This is a genomic window from Raineya sp., assembly GCF_053497555.1.
Genome location: NZ_JBRCWE010000066.1, coordinates 17,464 through 40,157, shown reverse-complemented (window position 1 = coordinate 40,157; position 22,694 = coordinate 17,464). Strand labels below are relative to the sequence as shown.

General features: G+C 39.2%; 13 protein-coding genes. 6 read left to right on the top strand and 7 right to left on the bottom strand.

The features are described 5' to 3' along the window. Positions 1–28: 28 nt before the first annotated feature. The 6 genes from ACWITO_RS08775 to ACWITO_RS08750 form a co-directional block, all read right to left on the bottom strand. Positions 29–394, bottom strand: a complete 366-nt coding sequence (locus ACWITO_RS08775; RefSeq protein WP_101357520.1) for a DUF1987 domain-containing protein — start codon at positions 392–394, stop codon at positions 29–31. Positions 395–441: 47 nt separating this feature from the next. Further along, complete coding sequence (locus tag ACWITO_RS08770) at positions 442–993, bottom strand: SiaB family protein kinase (protein ID WP_101357519.1); 552 nt, start codon at positions 991–993, stop codon at positions 442–444. Positions 994–1,218: 225 nt separating this feature from the next. Continuing rightward, complete coding sequence (locus tag ACWITO_RS08765; protein ID WP_101357518.1) at positions 1,219–4,893, bottom strand: PAS domain S-box protein; 3,675 nt, start codon at positions 4,891–4,893, stop codon at positions 1,219–1,221. A 26-nt stretch (positions 4,894–4,919) separates the two neighbouring features. Beyond that, positions 4,920–5,747 (bottom strand): GAF domain-containing protein, encoded by an 828-nt coding sequence (locus tag ACWITO_RS08760; RefSeq protein ID WP_448529620.1) that lies wholly within the window; start codon positions 5,745–5,747, stop codon positions 4,920–4,922. Positions 5,748–5,996: 249 nt separating this feature from the next. Then, positions 5,997–7,385 (bottom strand): arginine decarboxylase, encoded by a 1,389-nt coding sequence (locus tag ACWITO_RS08755; protein WP_448529619.1) that lies wholly within the window; start codon positions 7,383–7,385, stop codon positions 5,997–5,999. 84 nt (positions 7,386–7,469) lie between these two features. After that, a complete protein-coding gene (locus tag ACWITO_RS08750; protein ID WP_448529618.1) occupies positions 7,470–8,738 on the bottom strand; it encodes a dihydroorotase in 1,269 nt (422 codons plus the stop codon). Positions 8,739–8,889: 151 nt separating this feature from the next. On the opposite strand from ACWITO_RS08750, the gene ACWITO_RS08745 reads away from it, so the two are divergent. The 6 genes from ACWITO_RS08745 to ACWITO_RS08720 all read left to right on the top strand — a co-directional run bounded on the left by ACWITO_RS08745 (position 8,890) and on the right by ACWITO_RS08720 (position 19,778). Beyond that, positions 8,890–9,300 (top strand): hypothetical protein, encoded by a 411-nt coding sequence (locus tag ACWITO_RS08745; RefSeq protein WP_448529617.1) that lies wholly within the window; start codon positions 8,890–8,892, stop codon positions 9,298–9,300. A gap of 129 nt (positions 9,301–9,429) precedes the next feature. After that, on the top strand, positions 9,430–10,518 hold the full coding sequence (locus ACWITO_RS08740; RefSeq protein ID WP_448529616.1) for an efflux RND transporter periplasmic adaptor subunit: 1,089 nt from the start codon (positions 9,430–9,432) through the stop codon (positions 10,516–10,518). 18 nt (positions 10,519–10,536) lie between these two features. Next, entirely contained in the window at positions 10,537–13,782 is a 3,246-nt protein-coding gene (locus ACWITO_RS08735) for an efflux RND transporter permease subunit (RefSeq protein ID WP_448529615.1), read from the top strand. Further along, complete coding sequence (locus ACWITO_RS08730) at positions 13,766–15,187, top strand: TolC family protein (RefSeq protein ID WP_448529614.1); 1,422 nt, start codon at positions 13,766–13,768, stop codon at positions 15,185–15,187. The genes ACWITO_RS08735 and ACWITO_RS08730 overlap by 17 nt, the downstream gene beginning before the upstream one ends. Positions 15,188–15,377: 190 nt before the next feature. Beyond that, positions 15,378–17,897: a YbcC family protein gene (locus tag ACWITO_RS08725; protein ID WP_448529613.1), complete on the top strand. Its 2,520-nt coding sequence runs from the start codon at positions 15,378–15,380 to the stop codon at positions 17,895–17,897. 9 nt (positions 17,898–17,906) lie between these two features. Next, complete coding sequence (locus ACWITO_RS08720) at positions 17,907–19,778, top strand: proton-conducting transporter transmembrane domain-containing protein (RefSeq protein WP_448529612.1); 1,872 nt, start codon at positions 17,907–17,909, stop codon at positions 19,776–19,778. A 162-nt stretch (positions 19,779–19,940) separates the two neighbouring features. Here the strand turns inward: ACWITO_RS08720 and ACWITO_RS08715 are convergent, their stop codons facing one another. Beyond that, entirely contained in the window at positions 19,941–22,559 is a 2,619-nt protein-coding gene (locus tag ACWITO_RS08715) for a cation-translocating P-type ATPase (RefSeq protein WP_448529611.1), read from the bottom strand. Between the last annotated feature and the right edge of the window lie 135 nt (positions 22,560–22,694).

The following is a 22,694-nucleotide window of genomic DNA, read 5'->3' as shown; positions in this document are numbered from 1 at the left end:
GCTTTCAAAAGCCTATAAGGTAAGAATTTTAGTAAGTTTTGAACTCAAAAGGCAATCCATCTACAATATCCTGAAACTCTTTGCCCGCTTCTTCCATATCCTCGTCGTCATCGTGATGATACCAAATCACTTTCGCACCGCTGATGCCTTCCAGTTTGGTAAGTACATCAAGAATAACTTTGGAGGAAGCTGTATTGAAGTATTCAAGTTTGAAAGTAAATTTAGTTTCGGGATTGGGTGCGGCGGCATATTTATCAAGCCAATCTAAAACTTGCTGATAGAAAGTTCTTACGTCTTCGGGTAGAGAGCGTCCCGAAATTTCAAATATGCCGTTATCTTTATCCAAAATCACTTTGGGTGTTTCTTCGGTCCCTTCTAAATTGATGATTTCCATAACTATATCACAAATTTTTGTATGTTTAACTTTGAGAGAAAAATAATTTATTCGCTACGAGGAACAATGATTTTCAAGGCAAAAAATGAATACTCATCGTTGATAGGCTCAAAACTATACCCTAATTTTTCCCCTGATTTTCTTGCCATATCTACAAAGCCCAAACCAGCTCCGCCTTTATCAGAAATTTCAGTGTTTTTGATAATTTCTTTGTAGAGGTCTTTCAAGCCGTCTTTATCCAAAGAATTTACTCTTTCAATTTTAGCTTGTACCGAAGGAATAGCGGCATTACGAATAGGGTTACCTGACGTAACAATATATTCGTTGATTTGCTTTCCAAGCATAAAAATAGCATTGTTTTTCAAGCCATCTTCATCTTTTTCGTTGAGTTCTTCGGAGTGTTTTACAATATTTTGTAAACATTCCACCATTACACTAAAAACCTTTCTTTTTACCCCCCCAAGTTCGCCAATAGCGTCCATATTTCTTTCTGCCATTGCCAAAATGGATTTGGTAATATCTTGGGTAAATTCACCTTCATATACCAAAATCAGATTGTTGGCAATCATCGTCTTGTGCAGTTCATAAACATATTTCATATAGCTTAACTATTTTTGATGGTTACTATGCTTTGTTTTGAAAATTTTGCTGTAAGTTAAATATTTTTCTGAAAACAAAAAACTTTCCTGAAAATTGTTTGAAAAAATCAAAAATTTGAGGGTTTGGAGTTTGGAATTTGAAGTTTGGAGTTTGGAGTTTGAAGTTTAAACTCTTGAACCCTTAAACCTCAAACTTTAATCTTTTGAACTCCCCCCGCTCTTTATCTAAAAGCGTATGCCAATCACCAAAATATCATCAGTTTGTTTGGTTGCATTTTTTTCATCATCTAAACGCATCCATATTTTAAGTTCATTTTCAAGGGCATCATTGAGAGCCATCATAGGCACATTCAAATTTGCTTTGATAATATCTCTGATACGTTTGGGTGAAAACTTGCGGTTATCGGGTCCGCCGAATTGGTCGGGCAAGCCGTCCGAGAAAATGACAATCATATCACCTTCTTGGTAGGGTCTTTCGTGATTGGCGAAAGCACCTCTGTTTTTATATTGCCCACCACCCACAGGCATTTTGTCGCCTTTGATTTCTTCTAATGGGTCTTCTATTTCGGGCTTGTGGGTATCTACATAGTAAAGCGGTCTGTGAGCCCCTGCGTATTCCAAAATTTTTGTATCAAAATTGATTTTGCAAAGCGAAACGTCCATACCGTCTTTACTGATAGCATCTTCTTCGGTCTGCCTGAGCGTACGTACAACAGACTCGTCAAGAATATCCAAAATTTCACTGGGTTTGAGCTTTTTATTTTCTTCCACGCTGAAAATATTGTTCAAAAGGAAATAGCCAATCAGTGAAATCAAGGCACCGGGAACACCGTGACCTGTACAATCCACTACTGCCACAAATACACCATTATCCGTTTTGAGCATCCAGGGGAAATCACCACTTACAATATCTTTGGGCTTGAACATCACGAAAGAATCGGGGAATACACTTTGTAACCAAGTGCTATCGGGCAAAATAGAACTTTGGATACGTTTAGCGTAATTGATAGAGTCGGTAATTTTCTTATTAGCAGCGGCGATAATTTCTTTGTCTTCTTCACTTTTGGTAATATCGTGTGAAACGAGAAGGAAAGTTTCAATTTCACCCATATCATTCCTTTCAGGAATGGCATTTACGCTCATAATTTTACGTCCTTCTATGGTTTCAAAATCTACCACACCACTGGCTTTAGCTTCGCCACGAGTGATGTTTCTTACCGAGGTTTCTACAAGTTTGAACCAAGCGTTCAAAACTTTTTGAGGGATATAATCGGAAGTAATTTTTTTCTGCAAGAACTCTTCTTTGGGGTGTCCTGTAAGGCTTTCAATTACGGGGTTTACGTAATAAACCGTTCCTTCTTTGTCCATACGTAAGATAAGGTCGGCAGAGTTTTCGGAGAGAGCTTGCATCTGACCGCGAAGGCGTTGCTCACGTTCAGCTTCTTTACGAACTGTAATATCACGAGCATTGATAACAATGCCTTGAATGGCGGGTTCGTGAATTAGATTGCTACCTGTGGCTTCCATCCAAATGGTATGCCCGCTTTCAGTTTTGTACAAGTACTCAATGGCAGCGTGCCTTTCATCAGGGTATTCTAATAACTCTCGGAAAAGTCTTTCAAAAGCATCTTTTCCTTGTTCAATATTATCCCAATCATTTTTTCCTAAAAGATCGTCTGCTTCAAAGCCCAAGATTCTTCTTACGGAAGGCGAAGCGTAGCGAATGGTTTTATCGGGGTCGTAAATAATAATAACCTCCGATGAGTTTTCAAGGAGTGCTTGGGTTTTGCGTTGCTCTTGATTTACCTTTTCAATTTGTTCTTGGAGTTCTTGGTTGGCTTTTTCTACTTCTTTGTTTTTATCGGCAAGTTCTTTGGCATTTTTTTCCAATTCTTTCTGATTGGCTTGTAGCTCTTCGGTAAGTTTAGTTTGTTCTTTCAAAAGCAAATCGGTACTTTCCCTTACTTTGATGTTGAAGATAGTACGAGCAATACTATCGCTGATACGCGTAAGCAATTCATCTTCGCGTGAACCTTTGGGAATTTCTTCCAAAGCGGCAATTTCTAAAACTCCATACACTTCTCGTGTATCGGCGGTAATGAGAGGAGAAATATGTAAGAATTTAGGTTTCTTTTCACCTAAAAGCCCTGATGTAATAGTTACATAATCATCAGGAATTTCAGTACGGCGGATAGCTTCTTTTTCAATAGCGGCTTGCCCTACGAGCCCTTCGGCGTAGCGATTTTTGAAAACTTTGAAGGAAGCACTTAAATATTTTTTCTTGTTGTAGGCGTGGCTGGCAATCATTACAAGTTCTTCTGTTCCTGCTTTTTCATCTCGTTTCATTTCATAAAAAGCTCCTTGAATAGCTCCTACTTCGCGTACCACATAAGCCAAGATTTTTTCAGCCATTACTTCCAGTTTGTCGGTAGTACGCAAAATGTCGTTGATTACGTTGAGACGTTCGTTCACCCAAGCATTGATATTGGCTTCTTCGGCGGAGCGAATCAAACTATCACGGGCGTTTATCAAAGCGTTTCCGAGTACGTCTTTTTCGCTCAAAGGTTTGAAATCTACGTCAAATTTCTGCGAACCGATGTCTTGGGCAAAGTTAGCAGTTTTTTCAAGGTTTTGCACCAAAGCATTGATTTGTTCGGTCATTTCACCGATTTCATCTTGGCTATTGGTGGTAACCACAGGAGGAAGTTCTCCTTTTCCAAGCAAGGTGATAGTTCTACGCAAAACAGCCAGCGGGCGGGTGAGGAGTTGGGAGAAAAGTATCCCAATAACAACGGCAATCACGATTACCACAGCACCAGCAATGAGAAACCTTTGGAGCAAAGCCACCGCAGGAGCGTAAATTTCTGCTTTATCGTTTTTTACAACCATTCCCCACTCTACTCCCGGAATATAGCGAGAAACGGCTAAAAAGTCTGCTTCTTCAATGGCTTCGCTGTGTTTAGCATTTTTATCCAAAGCTCTACGGATAATGAAAGGCGTACCTGCATCTTCTTTTTCACCTGCTTTGTCTAATGATTTGATTTCTTTATTTTTTGCTTTGAAACTATTAAGATACACAAAACGTCCTTCTTGTTCTTGTAAGAGCCACACTTGCCCCGTTTCACCTAAACCAACTTTATCGGAAACGAGTTTTTGTACTTTATCCATATCTACTTCGTAGATAAGCTGACCAACGAGTGGATTCCCCGTCACGTTTTTATCACGGATAGGAGCAGATACCCAAAATACCGTTCTTTTTTCTTTGCCCAGTTGTTGTAAAGAAACTTTACTGAAATAAGTAGTATCTCTGCCTTTTACCACAATAGCAGGGTCTATGGGAGGTGTTTTGAATGTTTCGTTCAAGGTTTGTTCGGGGGTAGAACGGCTGATATACCTTACTTTACCTTCCTTATCCAGCAAATAAACGTTATTGAGTTCGTAAGCAAACTGAATAGCAATGACGGCATTTTCCAGTTCTACATTGATAGCAAAATCTGTAGAAGGTGTAGGATTAGCCTGAGTATCTTGTCCTGTTTGTGTGGTATCTGATTGTTGTACATCTTGCTCAAATATATTTCCAAGCTCATCATCATTAGCCTTTTTTTCTTCTTTGTTTTCTTCTGGCTTGGAGGGGGCATCTATTTTTTTGAGAAAATCCACGATAGGCTTCAAATCGCTACCTACTTTTACAGCGGCATTGATTTCGTTGATGAAAGTTTGGATTTTTTCCACTTTCAAATCAGCAACCCCATTCAAAGATTGCAAATAACGCTCTTCTATGGAGTTTTTACTTTGGTTATAGGCAAAAAAACTTACCGAAGCTACCGCTAAAAGAACTACCAGCAGTAAGATAAGTGAAATCTTTGCACCAATTTTGAACTTTTTGAATAAGTTGAGCATACGCACAAAATTTTGGAAAAACTACTTTAAGCCGTAATAATAAGACTTTCTTCCATTTGCTCGATAAGCAAGGAAGCCACTTGTTGCACATAACTTTTCTGTAATTCGGTAAAAGTTGAAAAAGAAGCAAGTTCAAAAATGCCAATTACTTCCCTGCCATTTCTTGCGAAAATAGGCACAATCAGCAAACTGCGAGGAGAGGCTTCGCCCAAACCCGAAATAACTTTCATATAGCCTTCGGGAACATTTTTGAGCAAAATCGGTACGCCATCTTTGCCTACTTGCCCCACCAAACCTTCTCCTTCTTCATATTCTAATTTCTGGCTTTCTGCTAAATAATAAGCATAGCCAACCTGAAAGTTAAAAAATTTCTTTCTACCTTCTTTGCGAAGCAAAAATACTGCTCCTTGGGCGGCTTCCAAATTTTTGCAGATAAGGCTCAGGATACGCTCCAAACGTTCTTCGCCGCTGTATTCGCTCAAAACTTTATTTACTTCGCCCAAAGCTGAAAGGCTCATACCTTTGCTTGTACTTTGAGCCTCTGTTTGCCCTCTTTTTTCGGTGTTTTGGTCATTTTTTACTTCTCCTATCACCATACCTTCAGCATAGCGAGTTGAACCTGCAATATTGGTAAGTAGAATAGCTAAAACTGCCATAAAAAAGGCTATCCCGAAAGCTACAAAGGGAATGAGAATGGTATTTGCCAAAACCCTTTTTTTAGCAATTTCTATAATTCCCAACTCTTCTACTATGCGTGCATCAAGGGTGTAAAAATCATAAAACAATTTGCCTGAAAGCAATACAAACAGAGCCGTTGCCACCCAAGCAAAAATTTTGTAGCTTTTAGATTTCATTGTGTTGTTTTTGGTTCAAAAAGTAAATAAATGCAAACGAAAAAAGCAAATTTTTCTCGCAAAATAAACAAAAAAAATCAAATTTTTGAAAATAATGAAAATTTATGTGCTTGTTTTTCAGATTACTGAGAAAAACAAAACAGGAGGTAAGAAATTAAGAAACAGCGTTTGAGCCACAAACCTGAAATCTTAAACTCTTGAACCTCAATCTACAAATCTACAATTTTTCCAAACTCAAAACTTGAACATCTATTTATAACCTAAAATTTTTAGCATAGAATCGCTATCTTGTTCGGGGGCAAATAGTTGTGTACTGATATTTCCTTTTTTATCCCGATTGATGATGACGTGCTTGGGAGCAGGCACCAAGCAATGCTGAATGCCACCGTATCCACCCACTGATTCCTGATAAGCCCCTGTATGGAAAAAGCCAACGTATTGGGTATCCCCGTTTTCAACAATGGGCAAAAATACTTCCGAAAGATTAGCTTCGGTGCTGTAATAATCCAAGCTATCGCAAGTCAGACCGCCCAAATGAACTTTCTGATAAGGTTTATCCCAGTTGTTGATAGGGAGCAGAATAAATTTCTGATTGATACCCCAAGCATCGGGGAGTTGGGTGATAAAAGAGCCGTCAATCATATACCAAAGCTCTTTATCATTTTGAAGTTTTTGCCCAATTACCGAATAAATAACGGCACCACTTTCGCCTACCGTGAAAGAGCCAAATTCGGTAAAGATATGAGGCACAGGGACATTGTTTTTTTGGCAAATCCACTGAATATTTTCAATGATTTGCTCTACCATATATTTATAGTCATACTGAAAGCTCAAAGAAAGTTGGATAGGAAACCCGCCGCCAATATCAACGGTATCCAAATCGGGACACATCTTTTTAAGTTCGCAATATTTGTACATAAAGCGGCTTAGTTCGCTCCAATAATAAGCTGTATCTTTAATACCTGTATTGATAAAAAAATGAAGCATTTTTAGCTTAAACTTGGGGTTATCGCGTATTTTTTCTTTGTAGAGTGGAACAATATCGCTATAACGAACCCCAAGCCGAGAAGTATAAAATTCAAAATTGGGTTCTTCGTCGGCGGCAATACGGATACCTACTTCTACGACTTCGGCTTTGTTGTGCTGATAGGCGTCAATTTCTTCCAAATTATCCAGTACAGGTATTATCCGAAAGCCATCGGAAAGCATTTCATTGATATACTGCAAATAGAGAGGTCTTTTGTAGCCATTGCAAATAACATATTGCTTTTTGGTAAATTTTTTCTTTTTGTAAAGAGCTTTCACAATGGGCAAATCAAAAGCCGAAGACGTTTCAATGTGAATATCATTTTTGAGAGCCTCTTCTAATACAAAACTAAAATGCGAAGATTTGGTACAATAACAATAGACGTATTCACCTTCGTATTTAAATTTTTTCATTGCATTGCTAAAAAGCTCTTTGGAATACTGGATATGCTCTGTAATTTTGGGGAGATAGGTGATTTTCATAGGTGTTCCATACTCGCGAATAATCTCCATTAGTGGCACACCATTGAACAGCAGTTCGTTGTTTTTTACCTTAAATTCGGGTGTAGGGAATTCAAAGGTTTGTTCTATGAGGTCTATGTAGCTTTTCATTGTGCTTTGGGTGGAAGGGTTAAATTTTGCAAGCGAAATTAGAAATTTTTTTTAGTTTTTTTCAAGAATTTTTTGTTAAAAAAATCAAAACACTTCATAAAACTGATTTCGGCAGATAGCTAAAATTTTACCTTTCAGCTTTTCGCCAATAAAAGGCGAATTTTGAGAAAGTGAAACAATTTGCTCGGTAGTAAAAATTTGCTCTTGCTGGCTATCAAATATGCACAAATCGGCATAATGGTTTTCTTGAATAATAGGCATAGGCAAGCCTAAAATTTCACGAGGTTTTTGGGCAAATTTTTCTACAATTTTTTCCAAAGCAATTTGCTTGTTTGCAGTATGAGTAGCTAAAAAAGCCGTTTGCAGGTTGATAGCTCCAAACTGAGCCAAATCAAATTCCAGCATTTTGCTTTCGGTATCTTGGGGCTGGTGGTCGGAAACAATGGCGTCAATGGTATCATCTGCAATGCCTTTCCATAAGGCTTCTTTATCTTTTGAGGTGCGTAGCGGTGGGTTGAGCTTGAAGTTGGTATCAAAATCTTGCAAATTTTCTTCTGTGAAATAAAGATTTAGGGCAGAAACATCGCAAGTTACTTGCATACCTTCTTGTTTGGCTTTTCGGATAAGTTCTACCGATTTTTCGCAAGAAATGCAAGAAAAATGAATTTTGCCTCCTGTATAGCGTAATATTTCCAAATCTCGCTGAATAACCAATATTTCTGCAAGGGCGGGCATACCTTTGAGCCCCAAATAGGTAGCCGTAATGCCTTCGTTCATCTGCCCAAATCGTGTCAGAAGCGTGTCTTCGGGGCGTTGTATCAGCAAGGCGTTCAAAGGTTGCAGATATAAAAGCGTTTTGAGCAAAATATCGGCATTATGGATAGCCTGCAAGCCATCGGAAAAAGCCACAGCTCCTGCGTGGTGCAAATCAATCATTTCAGCAAGGTCTTCGCCTTTGTTTTTCAGCGTAACAGCCCCAATGGGTAGGGTTTGCACTAAATTGGCTTCATTTTTTTGCAAAATGTATTGCAAGCTATCTTTGCTATCCAGAGCAGGCGACATATTCGGAAGCAGACAAGTATGTGTAAAGCCACCTCTTTCTGCCGCTTTACGAGCCGTAGAGAGCGTTTCTTTGTACTCTGAACCAAGGTCTGGTACCCAACAACGCAAATCTACAAAACCAATGCTTACAGATAGGTTAGAGCTTTCTACTATGCGAGTATTTTCAGCAACAGAGAGGCTATCGGCAATTTGTAAAATTTTGCCATCTTTGATGAAAATATCTTTTTTTTGCAAATGAAAAGGGCTATTTTTGTCAAAAATAGTAGCTTGGCGAAGCAAAAGCGAATACATTGCGAAAAAATTTTCGCCAAAAATAAGAAAAATAGCTTATTGCGAAAAGTTTGGCAAAAAATTTGTTGTATATTTTATTGGTTTTATCAAAAGCGAGAATTACAGAATTTTCTTGCTTACAATATAAAATTTTGCTACCTTTGTAGCAACTATGAGAAAAGTACAAAAACATATTGAGCAAATTTTTGGAAAACGCTTTGTCTGCTTTTCTTTCCTGCTTGTTTTTACTTATCTTTTATGCTTTACCCCCGATACTTCTTTTGACCTTTTTGCCGAAAAAACTGCTGAAACCGAAAAAGAAGGAAATAAATCCGAAAAAGAAGGAGTAGGCGAAGAGAGTGAGGAAATAGCACAACTTGGCAAGTGCAAAAAAATCAAAAAAAATCCTTCGTATTTTTCTCTGGAAGTTTTTGATATACAAGAAATTTTCTCTCCGAAATTATTTTTCCTTCGTTTTCAAAAGCTTTCCAAACATTCCTTTGTTTCAGAAAGGAACGCCTTTTTTACTCCTACCTGTCCTCTTTACATTGCTTATCATAAACTTATTTTCTACGAAATTTAGGGATACTACTTCATACCCAAGCCTCATTATTGGGTTTGGATATGCTTGCCGTATGCCATAAGGCTTGCTGTCTTATGCTTTCTCTTATTTCTTTTCACAACTCTAAATTCGTATAAAATATTTAATTTTATGAAAAATCTTGCAATTCTTTGCACTTTGCTTGCTTTGGCAATGGTGCAGACCGCCTGTCATCACGAGGCTCATCACAAAAAAGAAGAACCTACCTTTTTAGTAAGTAAGGTAGTAAAGAAAGATACCACCATCTTCAAAGAATATGTTTGCCAAATTCGCTCAATTCAGCATATAGAATTGCGTGCTTTGGAAAAAGGTTATTTGCAAAATATTTTTGTAGATGAAGGTAAGCTAGTACGCAAAGGGCAACTGCTTTTCCAAATAATGCCAATGGTCTATCAGGCTGAAACCAAAAAAGCCTTGGCAGAAGCCAATTTTGCCGAAATAGAACTCAAAAATACGCAAAATCTTGCTGATAAAAACATTGTTTCTGCCAACGAGCTTGCTCTTGCCAAAGCCAAATACGATAAAGCCAAAGCCGAACTTGCCTTAGCTCGCACCCATTTAGGTTTTACCGAAATACGGGCTCCCTTTGATGGCTATGTAGGGCGTTTTATGGTACGATTGGGCAGTTTGCTTGATGAAGGCGAATTACTCACTACACTTTCCGATAATAGCCGTATGTGGGTGTATTTCAATGTACCCGAAGCAGAATATTTAGATTTTGTAAGCCAAAGCAAAAATCAAAAATTAGACTCTGTGCAACTGATTTTGGCAAATAATCACCTTTACCCATACAAAGGTTTTGTAGAAACCATAGAAGCCGATTTCAACAACGAAACAGGTAATATTGCATTTCGGGCAACTTTTCTGAACCCTAATAGCATTCTCCGACACGGCGAAACAGGCAATATCCTGATGCCCGTAAAGCTCCAAAATGCCTTGCTCATTCCCCAAAAAGCCACTTTTGAGGTTTTGGAGAAGAAATTTGTGTATGTAGTGGATAAAAGCAATATCGTAAGAGCCAGAGAAATAAAAGTAGCCGAAGAAATGCCCCACGCTTTTGCCATAGCCGGCGGCTTGCAAGAAGGCGACAAAGTGCTGATTGAAGGTTTGCGAAAAGTAAAAGACGGTCAGCATATCAAAATCAAAGTAGTAAGCTTTGATGAGGTAATGAATGAAATGAAACATATCTACGCTGAATAAGCCTAAACCTGAAAAGCTATGTTTGCAAAGTTCATTCAAAGACCTGTATTAGCGATTGCTATTTCGCTAATCATCATATTTTTGGGGCTTATTTCTATGAAAAGCATTCCTGTTTCGCAATTTCCCGAAATAGCTCCGCCTCGTGTAATGGTATTTATGGCGTACCCCGGTGCCAGTGCCGATGTGCTCGTCAATACCACGCTTGTACCCCTCGAAAGAGCCATCAATGGCGTACAAGGTATGCAGTACATCATTTCTGATGCCACCAGTGCAGGCGAAGCCACTATCCAAGTGGTATTTGAACCCGGTACCGACCCCAACGCCGCCGTAGTGAATGTAAAAACACGCGTAGACCAAGTAATGAACAACTTACCACCGCTTGTACAACGCGAAGGGATTATTATTACGCCCATTCAGCCCAGTATGCTGATGTACGTGAATTTGTACAGCACCGACAAAAACGCCGACGAGAAGTTTCTTTACAACTACGCCAACGTGCATATCATTCCCGAACTCCAGCGTATCAAGGGTATGGGAAGGGCTCAAATCTTGGGGTCTCGCAATTATGCGATGCGTATTTGGCTCAAACCCGACCGTATGCGAGCCTACAAAGTTTCTACCGAAGAAGTAATGCACGCCATTGATGAGCAAAGTGTAATCGGCAGACCCGGACGCTTGGGACTAAGTTCGGGCAAAGAGGTGCAATCATTAGAGTATGTATTGGTGTACAAGGGGCGTTTCAATAAACCCGAAGAATACGGCAATATCATTGTGCGTGCCAATGCCGAAGGCGAAGTGCTACGCCTGAAAGATGTGGCAAAAGTAGAGCTGGGCAGTGAGTTTTTTGATATTTACTCCAATAAAGATGGCTACCCATCAGCTTCTATTGTGCTCAAGCAGAACTTTGGCACCAATGCCAGCGAGCTGATAGAACACGTAAAAGTGAAATTAGAGGAATTGAAAAAAGACTTCCCTCCGGGAATGAGTTACGAAATCAATTATGATGTTTCTAAATTTTTAGATGCTTCCATAGAGCAAGTAGTACATACTTTGGTAGAAGCCTTTATTTTGGTAGCGATTGTAGTATTCTTGTTTTTGGGCGATTTCCGCTCTACGCTCATTCCAATTATTGCTGTGCCTATTTCTTTGGTGGGGGCGTTTATTTTTATGAAGTTTTTGGGGCTTACTATCAACCTCATTACGCTTTTTGCTTTGGTACTTGCCATCGGGATTGTGGTTGATGATGCGATTGTGGTGGTAGAAGCTGTACACGCTAAAATGGCAGAGGAGCATCTCAATCCTTATCAGGCAGTAAAAAAAGTTTTGGGTGAAATCGGTGGGGCTATTATTGCCATTACTTTGGTAATGACGGCTGTATTTGTACCCATTACGTTTATGACGGGTCCTGTCGGAATGTTTTACAGGCAGTTTTCTATTACAATGGCAAGTTCTATCATTCTATCAGGGCTGATAGCTCTTACGCTTACGCCTGTGCTTTCGGCAATGATTTTGAAGCCACACAACCCGCATCATTCGCATCGCCGAAGCCCTGTACAAATCTTTTTGGATTGGTTTAATCGGAATTTTGAACGTCTTACAGGGAAATATACGAAAGTGCTATCGCTCATTGTCAATAGGCGTTTGCTTACATTTGGCATTTTGGCAGCTTTTGGATTTGGTATTTTTGCTGTCAATCAGACCTTGCCCGCAGGTTTTATACCCAACGAAGACCAAGGAATGATTTATGCCATTATCCAAACGCCGCCCGGCTCTACTTTGGAGCGTACCAATGAGGTTTCTCGCCAACTCCAAAAAATTGCCGAAGAGATTGATGGCATACAATCGGTAACTTCGCTGGCGGGCTACGAAATCCTTACCGAAGGTCGCGGCTCTAATGCAGGTACTTGCCTTATCAACCTGAAAGATTGGGCAAAACGCAAAAACTCCGTGAAAGAAATTATAGAAGAGTTGGAAGAGAAAGCCAAAGATTTGGGAGCGGTGATAGAATTTTTTGAGCCACCCGCTGTACCCGGTTACGGTTCTTCTGATGGTTTTTCTTTGCGTTTGTTGGATAAAAGTACCGAAATTGACTATCAGGAGTTTGATAAGGTGAATAAGGAATTTATGGAGGCTTTGAGCAAAAGAAAAGAACTAACAGGGCTTTTCACTTTCTACGCCGCCAATTATCCACAATACGAACTTGTGATAGACAATGCCCAAGCAATGCAGAAAGGCATTTCTATTGGCAAAGCAATGGAAAACCTCAATATCCTGATTGGTAGTACTTACGAACAGGGTTTTACACGTTTCCAAAACTTTTTCAAGGTTTATACACAAGCCTCCCCCGAGTATCGCAAAATCCCTTCGGATTTGACCAACCTTTTCATCAAAAACGAAAAAGGAGATATGGTGCCTTATTCTTCTTTTATGAAACTCGTAAAAACCCAAGGACCCAACGAAATCACACGTTTCAATCTTTATACCTCATCGGCTATCAGGGGCGTGCCTGCCGAAGGTTATACCACCGGCGATGCGATTAAGGCTATTCAGGAGGTAGCCCAAGAAACACTGCCACAAGGCTACGATATTGCTTGGGAAGGACTTTCTTACGACGAAGCAGGGCGAGGCAACGAGGCTATTTATGTGTTTGTAATTGTGCTGGTCTTTGTATATTTAGTGCTGGCTTCGCAATACGAGAGTTTCATTATTCCTTTGGCAGTGGTATTTTCCTTGCCTGTGGGGGTGTTTGGCTCTTTTGCAATGCTGAAAATGATGGGTTTGGCAAATGATATTTATGCCCAAATCGGTTTGATTATGCTGGTGGGTTTGCTGGGTAAAAATGCCGTGCTGATAGTGGAATTTGCCGTGCAAAAACGCCAAGAAGGAGCAAGCATTTTAGAGGCGGCTATTGAAGGGGCTAAAGTGCGTTTCCGTCCTATCCTGATGACTTCCTTTGCTTTTATTGCAGGGCTGATACCCTTGGTACGAGCCACAGGAGCAGGGGCTATCGGCAACCGCACCATCGGCTCTTCGGCTATGGGAGGTATGCTCTTGGGTACTATTATCGGCGTGCTGATTATCCCCGGTTTGTACTATATTTTTGGCAAAATGGCTGATGGCAAAAAACTCATCAAAGATGAAGACGAAAACCCGCTCACCGAAGATTTTATGGATAATAAGGTGCAGAAAAAATCAGTCTTGCTCAAATTCAAAAAATTATTCAGCAAAAAAGTCAAAGTACAAGAAAATGGAAGCATTGAATAAAATTTTCATCATATTTTTACTGGTGGCTCTGGGGACGGCTTGCAAAGCTCCCCAATATGCCGTAAAAACTCGCTCGCAAAATTTGCCCCAAGAGTTTGCTCAAAATGCAGATACCAATTCTTTGGCAAAAATTTCTTGGAAAGACTATTTCCAAGACCCCAACCTCACGGCTCTGATAGATACAGCCTTGCAAAACAACCAAGAAATGAGCATTTTGGAGCAAGAAATTGCCATTAGCCAAAATGAAATCAGGGCGAGGCGAGGCGAATATCTGCCCTCCGTAACGCTCAATGCAGGTGCAGGAGCCGATAGGGTAGGCAGATTTACACGATTTGGAGCTTTGGAAGAAAGCACCGAAATAGAGCCGGGCAAAGCCTTTCCCAAGGTTTTCAGCGATTTTGTGGTAGGCTTCAATGCCTCTTGGGAATTGGACGTTTGGAAAAGGCTTCGCAATGCCAAAAAAGCCGCAGTAGCTCGTTATATGGCAAGCAAGGAGGGTAAAAATTTCTTTACCACCCAGCTTGTCGCCGAAATTGCCAGTTCTTATTACGAGCTTTTGGCTTTGGATAATCTATTAGAAATTGTAAAGCAAAACATTGATATTCAGAAAAATGCTTTGGAGGTAGTAAAACAAGAGAAAAACTCGGCGAAAGTATCACAACTGGCTGTCAATCGTTTTGAAGCTCAATTGCTCAATACTACCAATTTGCAATACGAAATCAAGCAAAAAATCACCGAAACCGAAAATCGCTTGCATTTGCTTACAGGGGGCTTCCCGAAGGGCATTCCTCGCAGTATAGCCAGTTTTCATAGCATCGGGGTAGATTCTTTGCGAGTGGGTGTACCGAGCCAACTGCTACGCCATCGTCCTGATATACGCCAAGCCGAATGGGACTTGCAAGCGGCAAAATTGGATATTGCTTCTGCCCGAGCCGCTTTCAATCCTGCTTTTCGCCTGAATGGCTTTGCAGGTGTGCAGGCATTTCAGCCTCATTTGCTTTTCAATCCCGAATCGCTTATTTTTTCGCTAATGGGCGATATGATTGCCCCGCTTGTCAATAGAAATGCCCTGCAAGCCAATTATTATTCGGCTCATCATAGGCAAGCTCAAATCATATACAGGTATCAGCAAAGGGTGCTTGCGGCGTATTTGGAAGTGCAAACGCAATGGGCGGCAGTGAAAAACTATTCGCAAAGCTACCAAACTAAAAGCAAAGAAGCTGAAATTTTGAGCCAATCGGTAGATATTTCGGGTGAGCTATTCAAATATGCTCGTGCCGACTATATGGAGGTACTGCTCACCCAACGCGAAGCCCTCAATGTAAAAATGGAACTTACCGAAATTAAATTACGCCAGCTACTTGCCAAAGTGAATATCTACCGAGCTTTGGGCGGCGGGTGGTAAAAGCACTTTTGGCAAAACTATTTGTGGAATTAACATAGTAATTTAGGTTGTGCAGTTTGGTGCTTTCCATAGAAACCACTAAACTTTTTTATGAAAGCACAATAAAAAGAAGTATAATTCATTCATCTATAAAAACTTTTTGGGTAGATTTGTAGCCCTTTACGATACATAAGCCAAAAGTTGAAATACTATGGAGGAAAAAAAAGAAAGTTCTCTTTTTGAGGAAAAATCTGTATTAGAGCATATAAGACATTACTTGCCACATCAAAATCCGTTAAAAGATTTTATTCATCAAAACTCTCTTTCATCGTTTCAAGATAAGCCTTTTCATTATGCTTTGCGTCTGGCATCACAAAACTTTGGCTATAAGGTATATCTTTCTCTGAATGAATATCGAGATTTATACGAAAAGGGAAAAATCAGCCCTGATATTTTACGAACAATCATTGTAGAGAAGAAAGGTAGCCAATACTGGAAAGAATGGCAGGAAAAGTTGCTCAAAGAGCCTATTCGTGAAAACTGGAAAGGTAAAATAGGAAAGATGTATAGTTTATGGTATGAATGTTATCATATAGATATGCAAGATGAAGTGCATAGCTTTCTTTTGCGTTTGGTGAGTGCCTATACTGATCAGGGGGTTGCCTTTCAAAAATTTCCAATTGTTGAAAAAACATTTTTAGATGCAATCAAAGAGATAGAAAAAGAGGCTATTTTCAAAACTTTTTATAGCTCAAGAGTTAGAAATATTCTTTTGAATTCACACTTTACTATCAAAAAACTTCTTGATATTTTAGTTGGTGATGAAAAATACTATGAGCAATATCTCTTTGAGCAACAATTTGCTCACCCTGGTTGGTCTGGAATGATAGCTTTATTGGAAAAACACCCAGAAAGTCTTTTTGATAAAAGAAAAATCTCTTTGCACGATTTTATCTTTATAGAACTACTTTTGGAAATAGATGCTCTGGATAAAAAGTTTGGTGAAGGCAAATGGCAGTCTATGGCTCATAAATGTTCTGAAAAACTTAGTGAAGTTTCCCCTTTACTGCCATTTAGAGTAGAATTTGATGAAATGTTTGAAGTACTTGAGCTATGGCAAGAAGCCTACGAGTGGTCTTTCTACGATCAAGTGCTTAAAGGTTTGCAAATCGCCCCCCAAAAAGAAGAAAAAAAAGATAAATATAGTTTTCAAGGTATTTTTTGTATTGATGACAGGTGTTGTTCTATTCGTAGATATGTTGAAAAATTTTGCAATGCTCAAACTTTCGGCACAGCAGGATTTTTTAATTTTGAGTTTTACTTTCAGCCTGAGCATAGTCGTTTTTATACTAAATCTTGTCCTGCTCCTGTAGAGCCTAAATACCTAATCAAAGAAACAGAAACCCGCAAGCGTCATCACGATAAGGATATTCACTTTCATCGTAATACTAAAAATTTATTTGGAGGTTGGATTATTTCCCAAACACTTGGTTTTTGGTCGGCTTTGCAAATGGCTTGGAACATTCTAAAGCCATCTCAAACGCCTGCAATGGTTTCCTCTTTTAGACACTTAGACCCTAATAGCAAGCTTTCATTGCAATTTAATCCTGAACGCTCTAAAAGGATACATCATCTGCAAGTGGGGTTCAACTTAGATGAGTTAGCAGAACGCTTAGAAAGTCTCTTTATGGGTATGGGTCTGACGAAAGATTTTTGCAATTTAGTGTATATTATTGGGCACGGGTCTAGCAGTGTTAATAACACACATTACGCAGGGTACGATTGCGGAGCTTGTAGTGGTAAAGTTGGTTCGGTAAATGCCCGTGTAGCCGCTCTTGCGGCAAATAAGCCCGAAGTAAGAGCTATTCTTAAAAAGAGGGGTATAATTATTCCTGAAACAACCCAGTTTTTAGGGGCTTTACACGATACTACTCGCGACGAAATATGGTTTTATGATGAGCATATTCTTAAAGGAAAAAACAAAATTTTACACGAAGAAAATAAGAAAAACTTTCAGGTGGCTCTTGCTTACAACGCAAAAGAAAGGGCAAGAAGATTTCTAAATATTCATATCAATGAAAAAGCTGAAAAAGTACATCAAAAAGTTAAGTTACGTTCGCTTTCACTCTTTGAACCTCGTCCTGAATGGAATCACGCAACCAATGCTTTGTGTATTGTAGGTAAGAGAGAAGATAATAAGCATCTTTTTCTTGATAGACGTTCGTTCCTCAACTCTTATGATTATTCCCAAGACCTTGATGGTAAGCATTTGCTTGTTATTTTGAAAGCAGTAGCACCTGTTTGTGGAGGTATCAATTTGGAATATTATTTTTCTAAAGTAGATAGGTATCGATTGGGGGCGGGTTCTAAATTGCCGCATAACGTTATTGGACTAATTGGTGTTGGTAATGGTATAGAAGGCGATTTACGTACGGGTTTACCTGAACAGATGCTTAATATTCACGAACCGCTACGTTTGCTTGTAGTAGTAGAACACTTTCCTGATGTTGTAGATAGAGTGATTCGTCAAGATGAAAAAACCTTTGAGTGGTTTGCAAACGAATGGATACACCTTGTAGTGCTTCAGCCTGAAAATAAAAGGCTGTATCGCTTTTGTAAAAATGCTTGGCAGGAGTATGTACCTCTGACATCTTTTTTGCCTACAATAGATAACTTGGATAAACTTTTTGAAAATCAAAGAGAAACTATACCTGTTTCTTTGATAAAATAAAAAGATGCTATGAATTACGAATATTTTTTACTGGTATTTTGCTTGATACCGCTCACAGCTTTTGGTATTACTTTTTTATGGAAAGAGTCTGATGAATATAACATTTCTCGTACTACTCTCTATACAGTCACACTCAATTTGATTTTGGTATTAGTTTTCATTATTTTCTGGATTTTTCAAGGATTTACCACTTACAACATTAAAGAATTCGTTCTTTATGAAAGCGACATATATGTATTTTTAATTGATTTTTACTTTGACAAGATTACAGCAGTTTACTTGTTTGTAGGTGCAATAATTTCTTTCCTGATTGTTCGGTATAGTGGTTATTATATGCACTTGGAAAGAGGTTTTCGTAGATTTTTTTCAACAATTTCATTTTTTGTTTTTGCTTATAATTTTACAGTGTTATCGGGCAACTTAGAAACACTTTATGTAGGCTGGGAGATGTTAGGGATAGCTTCTTTTTTGCTGATAGCTTTTTATCGTGATAGATATTTACCTGTCAAGAATGCAGTTAAGGTGTTTTCTATTTATAGAATAGGAGATGTTTTTTTCTTACTTGCAATGTGGGCAAGTCATCATTTAGGCTTCAAAAATATTGATTTTGCAATACTTGCTAACAATGACAAATTGCAAGAGCATTTACTTAGTAATTATGGTGTAACGTTATTCATTGGTATTTGCTTTGGAATAGTAGCGAGTGTAAAATCAGCTCAATTTCCTTTCGTTTCTTGGGTAGCCCGTGCTATGGAAGGACCTACACCTTCAAGTGCTATTTTTTATGGTTCGCTTTCACTTCATTTAGGAGTATTTCTTCTTATGCGTACAATGCCTTTTTGGCAAGAAGCTACTTTTTTACAGGTAATTCTTATTTTGATAGGGGCAATTACAGCCTTAATTAGCTACTTTACAGCCAGTGTTCAGCCTACTATAAAAACCCAGATTGCTTATGCTTCTACGGCACAAATCGGATTGATTTTTATTGAAATTGCTTTGGGTTTTGAAAATATAGCTCTTCTTCATTTTGTTGGAAATGCTTTCTTGCGAACTTATCAACTTTTGGTTTCCCCTTCGGTAGTAGCTTATTTGATGCGTGAGCAGTTGTATCATTTCAAACCTCATCGTGTTCTTAAAGGAAAATGGAGTAAAAAAATGAAATATTCTTTATACGTGCTTTCTCTTCAAGAGTTTCGTTTGGATAAATTAATTTCTTACTTATTTGTACCTTTTAGACAAGTAGGGGCAAAACTCCATTTTCTGACTTACTACAATATTTTTTATTATTTTATTCCTTTTTATGTGGTAGGTTGGGGCATATACATATTTGAGCGTTTCTTTCCTGAGTGGATAAGGAATCTATTACCTATTTTATTTGCAGTTATTGCCTTGCTTATGGTAATGAAGGCTTTTAGTGAAAAGATATATCCAAGATTATCTTGGCTTTTGGTATTCTTAGGGCATTTATGGATTGCTTTGGCAGTGAGCTTGAATGAGAAGTTTAGCTTGAATGAAGTTTTTTTGTATTTGAGTGGTGTGTTTATTACTGGCTTAGCAGGTTGGATAGCTCTGGAATGGTTAAAAAAACAAGAGCCTCAAAATTTCTCTTTAGCCAAAAATTATGGACATTCACACGAGTATCCGCGATTGGGTCAGTTCTTTTTCATTATGGCTTTGGGGTTGATGGGTTTACCCCTTACCCCTACATTTATTGGAGAAAAACTTATCATAGGGCACGTTCACCGAAATCAATATTTACTAGCTTTTTTGATTTCATCATTTTTTGTGATAGAAGGGATTGCTTTGATACGTTTATATGCCAAACTTTTTTTAGGAGTGCATTGTAAAAGCTATCACGAAACTCCCGTACTTACAAGTTAAAAAAAGGTTGTAGTGTGAATTGATAGTAAAATAAATTACAACTCTTGCCGGCTAAAAATTATTCAAAAAACTGATATAGACGTAGCAAGCGATGATGTTGCTCATAGCGACATCATCGCTCTCAGTCTAAAAAACACCTTCAATTTCATTGTTTGCAAGTATCTAACTTTTACCTTTCAAGCGGCTAACTTTTTTGTAAATTTCAATTACTAATACAATCAGCGAAGCCAAAGCAAGCAGTTTGAGCCAATCGTTTAGGCTTACAGGTTGAATTTTGAGCATATTTGCCATAAAGGGGATTTGCATCGCCAAGATATGCACACTCTGAGCAACCAAAACACCCACTACCAAAAGCCAATTGTTGCTCAAAGGAATCTTGAAAATAGATTTTCGCTCTGAGCGGCAATTGAATGCGTGAAAATTTTGTAAAAGTACCATTAGCAAAAGGACATAATTTCGGGCTTCTGTTTCGGGATAGTGCCACACTTTTATCATCAAAAACCACAATGTAAAAGTAAGCGTTGCGATTAGTAATCCTGAAATACCAAGTTGTTCAAGCATTTTTCGGTTGAAAATACTTTCTTGGGGCTTACGAGGGGGTAAAGACATTACTTCCTTTTCGCCTTTTTCAAACGCCAGAGCTACATCTTGAATACCATTGGTAACTAAATTGAGCCATAGCAATTGCACAGCAAGTAGCGGAATGGGCAAACCTACTATGAGCGAAGCAATAATCATTAGCACTTCTGCAAAACCCGTAGAAATAAGCAAATAAATGATTTTTCGTAAGTTATCGTAAGCGTATCTGCCTTCTTCTACGCCTGCCGCTATGGAAGCGAAGTTGTTGTCGGTAACAATAATGGAAGCGGCTTCTTTGGCAACATCTGTTCCATAGCCCATTGCTACGCCAATATGAGCGGCTTTGAGAGCAGGGGCATCATTAACGCCATCGCCTGTAACAGCTACAAAATTACCTTTTTCCTGCAATGCCTTTACGATTTGCAATTTTTGTTCAGGTGAAACACGAGCAAAAACGCTTTTGGTTTGAAGTAAATCCGCAATCTGATTTTCAGGCATTGCCAGAAGTTCTTTTCCTGTAACCACCTGATTTTTGTGGCTTGCAATGTGCAATTCTTTGGCAATAGCCAGTGCCGTAGCGGGGTGGTCGCCTGTTATCATTGCTACTTTGATGCCCGCTTGGTGGCAGAGGTCTATGGCTGTTTTAGCCTCAGGCTTGATAGGGTCAATGAGGGCAATTAAGCCCAATAGTTGCATATTTTCGGGTAATTGCTTGCTTACACTTTCTACCTTGGCTCTTGCAACAGCAATTACACGATAGCCATTTTCTGCTAACTTTTCGGCTTGTTCTAAAAAATATTCTTTTTGCTCGAAAGGCACTTTTTCTGCTAGCACTTCCACTGCTCCCTTGGCTACCACATATAGCTCTCCATTTTTACGAAAGAAGGTAGCTGAAAATTTGTTAGCAGATTCAAAGGGAATTTCACCAACCACCTCTACGGCACTGCGGATTTCTTCGGGGGAAAAGCCCGCTTTGTAGCTCAAAGCCAGCAGTGCAACATCAATGGCATCGCCCTGATGTTGCCATTCGGTAGCGGTTTTGCGTAAAACGGCTTCGTTGCATAGCGTAACAGCCTCAATGATTTCTGTAATAAGAGGCAAGTTTTCTGTATTTGCCTGAATGCGTCCCTCGCCGTTGTAGCCTTCGCCTGTGATATGGGCTTTTTGTCCGTTGGGCAAAATGATTTCACGAGCCGTCTGCTGATCCACGGTAAGCGTGCCTGTTTTATCCGATGCAATGTAAGTACAACTCCCCAAACCTTCCACTGCCGCAAGTTTTCTTACAATAACATTCCTTTTTGCCATACGAGAGGTAGCAATGGAAAGAGCTACTGTCATTGCTACGGGCAATCCTTCGGGAATGGCTGAAACTGCCATAGCTACGGCTGTAAAGAAAATTTCATAAGGCGAGGAGGCAGTTTTCCAACCGATAATTACAACAAGTACCGCCGCTACCAGCACAGCAATACTGATTTTTTTGGCAAAACGCTCCATACGCTCTACCAAAGGCACTTTCTGCGTGCCTACTTCACTGATAGAATCTGCAATTTTGCCAATTTCTGTGCCAAGTCCTGTACCAACTACCACACCTACACCTCTGCCACTCATTACGGTTGTACCTGCATACGCCATATTGAGCCTATCGCCTATGTTGATATTTTCTTGGGGGATAGGCTCGTTTTTTTTCAAGATAGGTAGCGATTCGCCTGTGAGTAGGGCTTCTTCAATGCTCAAATTATGCACTTGCAATAATCTTAAATCCGCAGGAACTTTTACACCCGATTCCAAAAATACAATATCACCTCTTACAAGCAACTCGGCATCAAGGAGTTGTTTCTTTCCATCTCTTAATATGCTGGCTTGGGTTTTCATTAGGTTTTTTAGGGCGGCAGCACTGCTTTCGGCTTTCCACTCTTGGTAAGTGCCAATAGCTCCGTTGAGAAGGATAATCGCAAAAATGAAAATAGCATCTTCGTACTCTTGAATAGCTACGGAAAGCCCACCTGCTACCAATAAAACGTATATCAAAGGACTTTTGAACTGATGCAAAATAACCTGCCAAAGCGTAATTTGCTTGCCTTGGGGCAAGGCATTTTTACCGAATTGCTCTAATCGTTTTTGAGCTTCTGTACTGCTTAATCCTTCGGGAGATGTTTGCAGGGTTTCTAAAACTTCGGAAATAGTTTGGGTGTGCCAAGTCATACGCTTATGAGTTTTGTAGTTTTGCAAAAAAAAGAAACCTTTGCAGAAAGGTAAATAATCTTGGTCAGTTTATGGGTTAAAAAAAATCAGCCTATCCTATTGTTTTCTTTTTGGTGCAAAAATTTTACTTTTGCA

Coding starts and splice junctions, on each gene's coding strand:
- ACWITO_RS08775 (WP_101357520.1), bottom strand. CDS start 394: ATGGAAATCATCAATTTAGAAGGGACCGAAGAAACACCCAAAGTGATT.
- ACWITO_RS08740 (WP_448529616.1), top strand. CDS start 9,430: ATGAAAAATCTTGCAATTCTTTGCACTTTGCTTGCTTTGGCAATGGTG.
- ACWITO_RS08750 (WP_448529618.1), bottom strand. CDS start 8,738: ATGTATTCGCTTTTGCTTCGCCAAGCTACTATTTTTGACAAAAATAGC.
- ACWITO_RS08760 (WP_448529620.1), bottom strand. CDS start 5,747: ATGAAATCTAAAAGCTACAAAATTTTTGCTTGGGTGGCAACGGCTCTG.
- ACWITO_RS08755 (WP_448529619.1), bottom strand. CDS start 7,385: ATGAAAAGCTACATAGACCTCATAGAACAAACCTTTGAATTCCCTACA.
- ACWITO_RS08715 (WP_448529611.1), bottom strand. CDS start 22,559: ATGACTTGGCACACCCAAACTATTTCCGAAGTTTTAGAAACCCTGCAA.
- ACWITO_RS08770 (WP_101357519.1), bottom strand. CDS start 993: ATGAAATATGTTTATGAACTGCACAAGACGATGATTGCCAACAATCTG.
- ACWITO_RS08765 (WP_101357518.1), bottom strand. CDS start 4,893: ATGCTCAACTTATTCAAAAAGTTCAAAATTGGTGCAAAGATTTCACTT.
- ACWITO_RS08735 (WP_448529615.1), top strand. CDS start 10,537: ATGTTTGCAAAGTTCATTCAAAGACCTGTATTAGCGATTGCTATTTCG.
- ACWITO_RS08725 (WP_448529613.1), top strand. CDS start 15,378: ATGGAGGAAAAAAAAGAAAGTTCTCTTTTTGAGGAAAAATCTGTATTA.
- ACWITO_RS08730 (WP_448529614.1), top strand. CDS start 13,766: ATGGAAGCATTGAATAAAATTTTCATCATATTTTTACTGGTGGCTCTG.
- ACWITO_RS08745 (WP_448529617.1), top strand. CDS start 8,890: ATGAGAAAAGTACAAAAACATATTGAGCAAATTTTTGGAAAACGCTTT.
- ACWITO_RS08720 (WP_448529612.1), top strand. CDS start 17,907: ATGAATTACGAATATTTTTTACTGGTATTTTGCTTGATACCGCTCACA.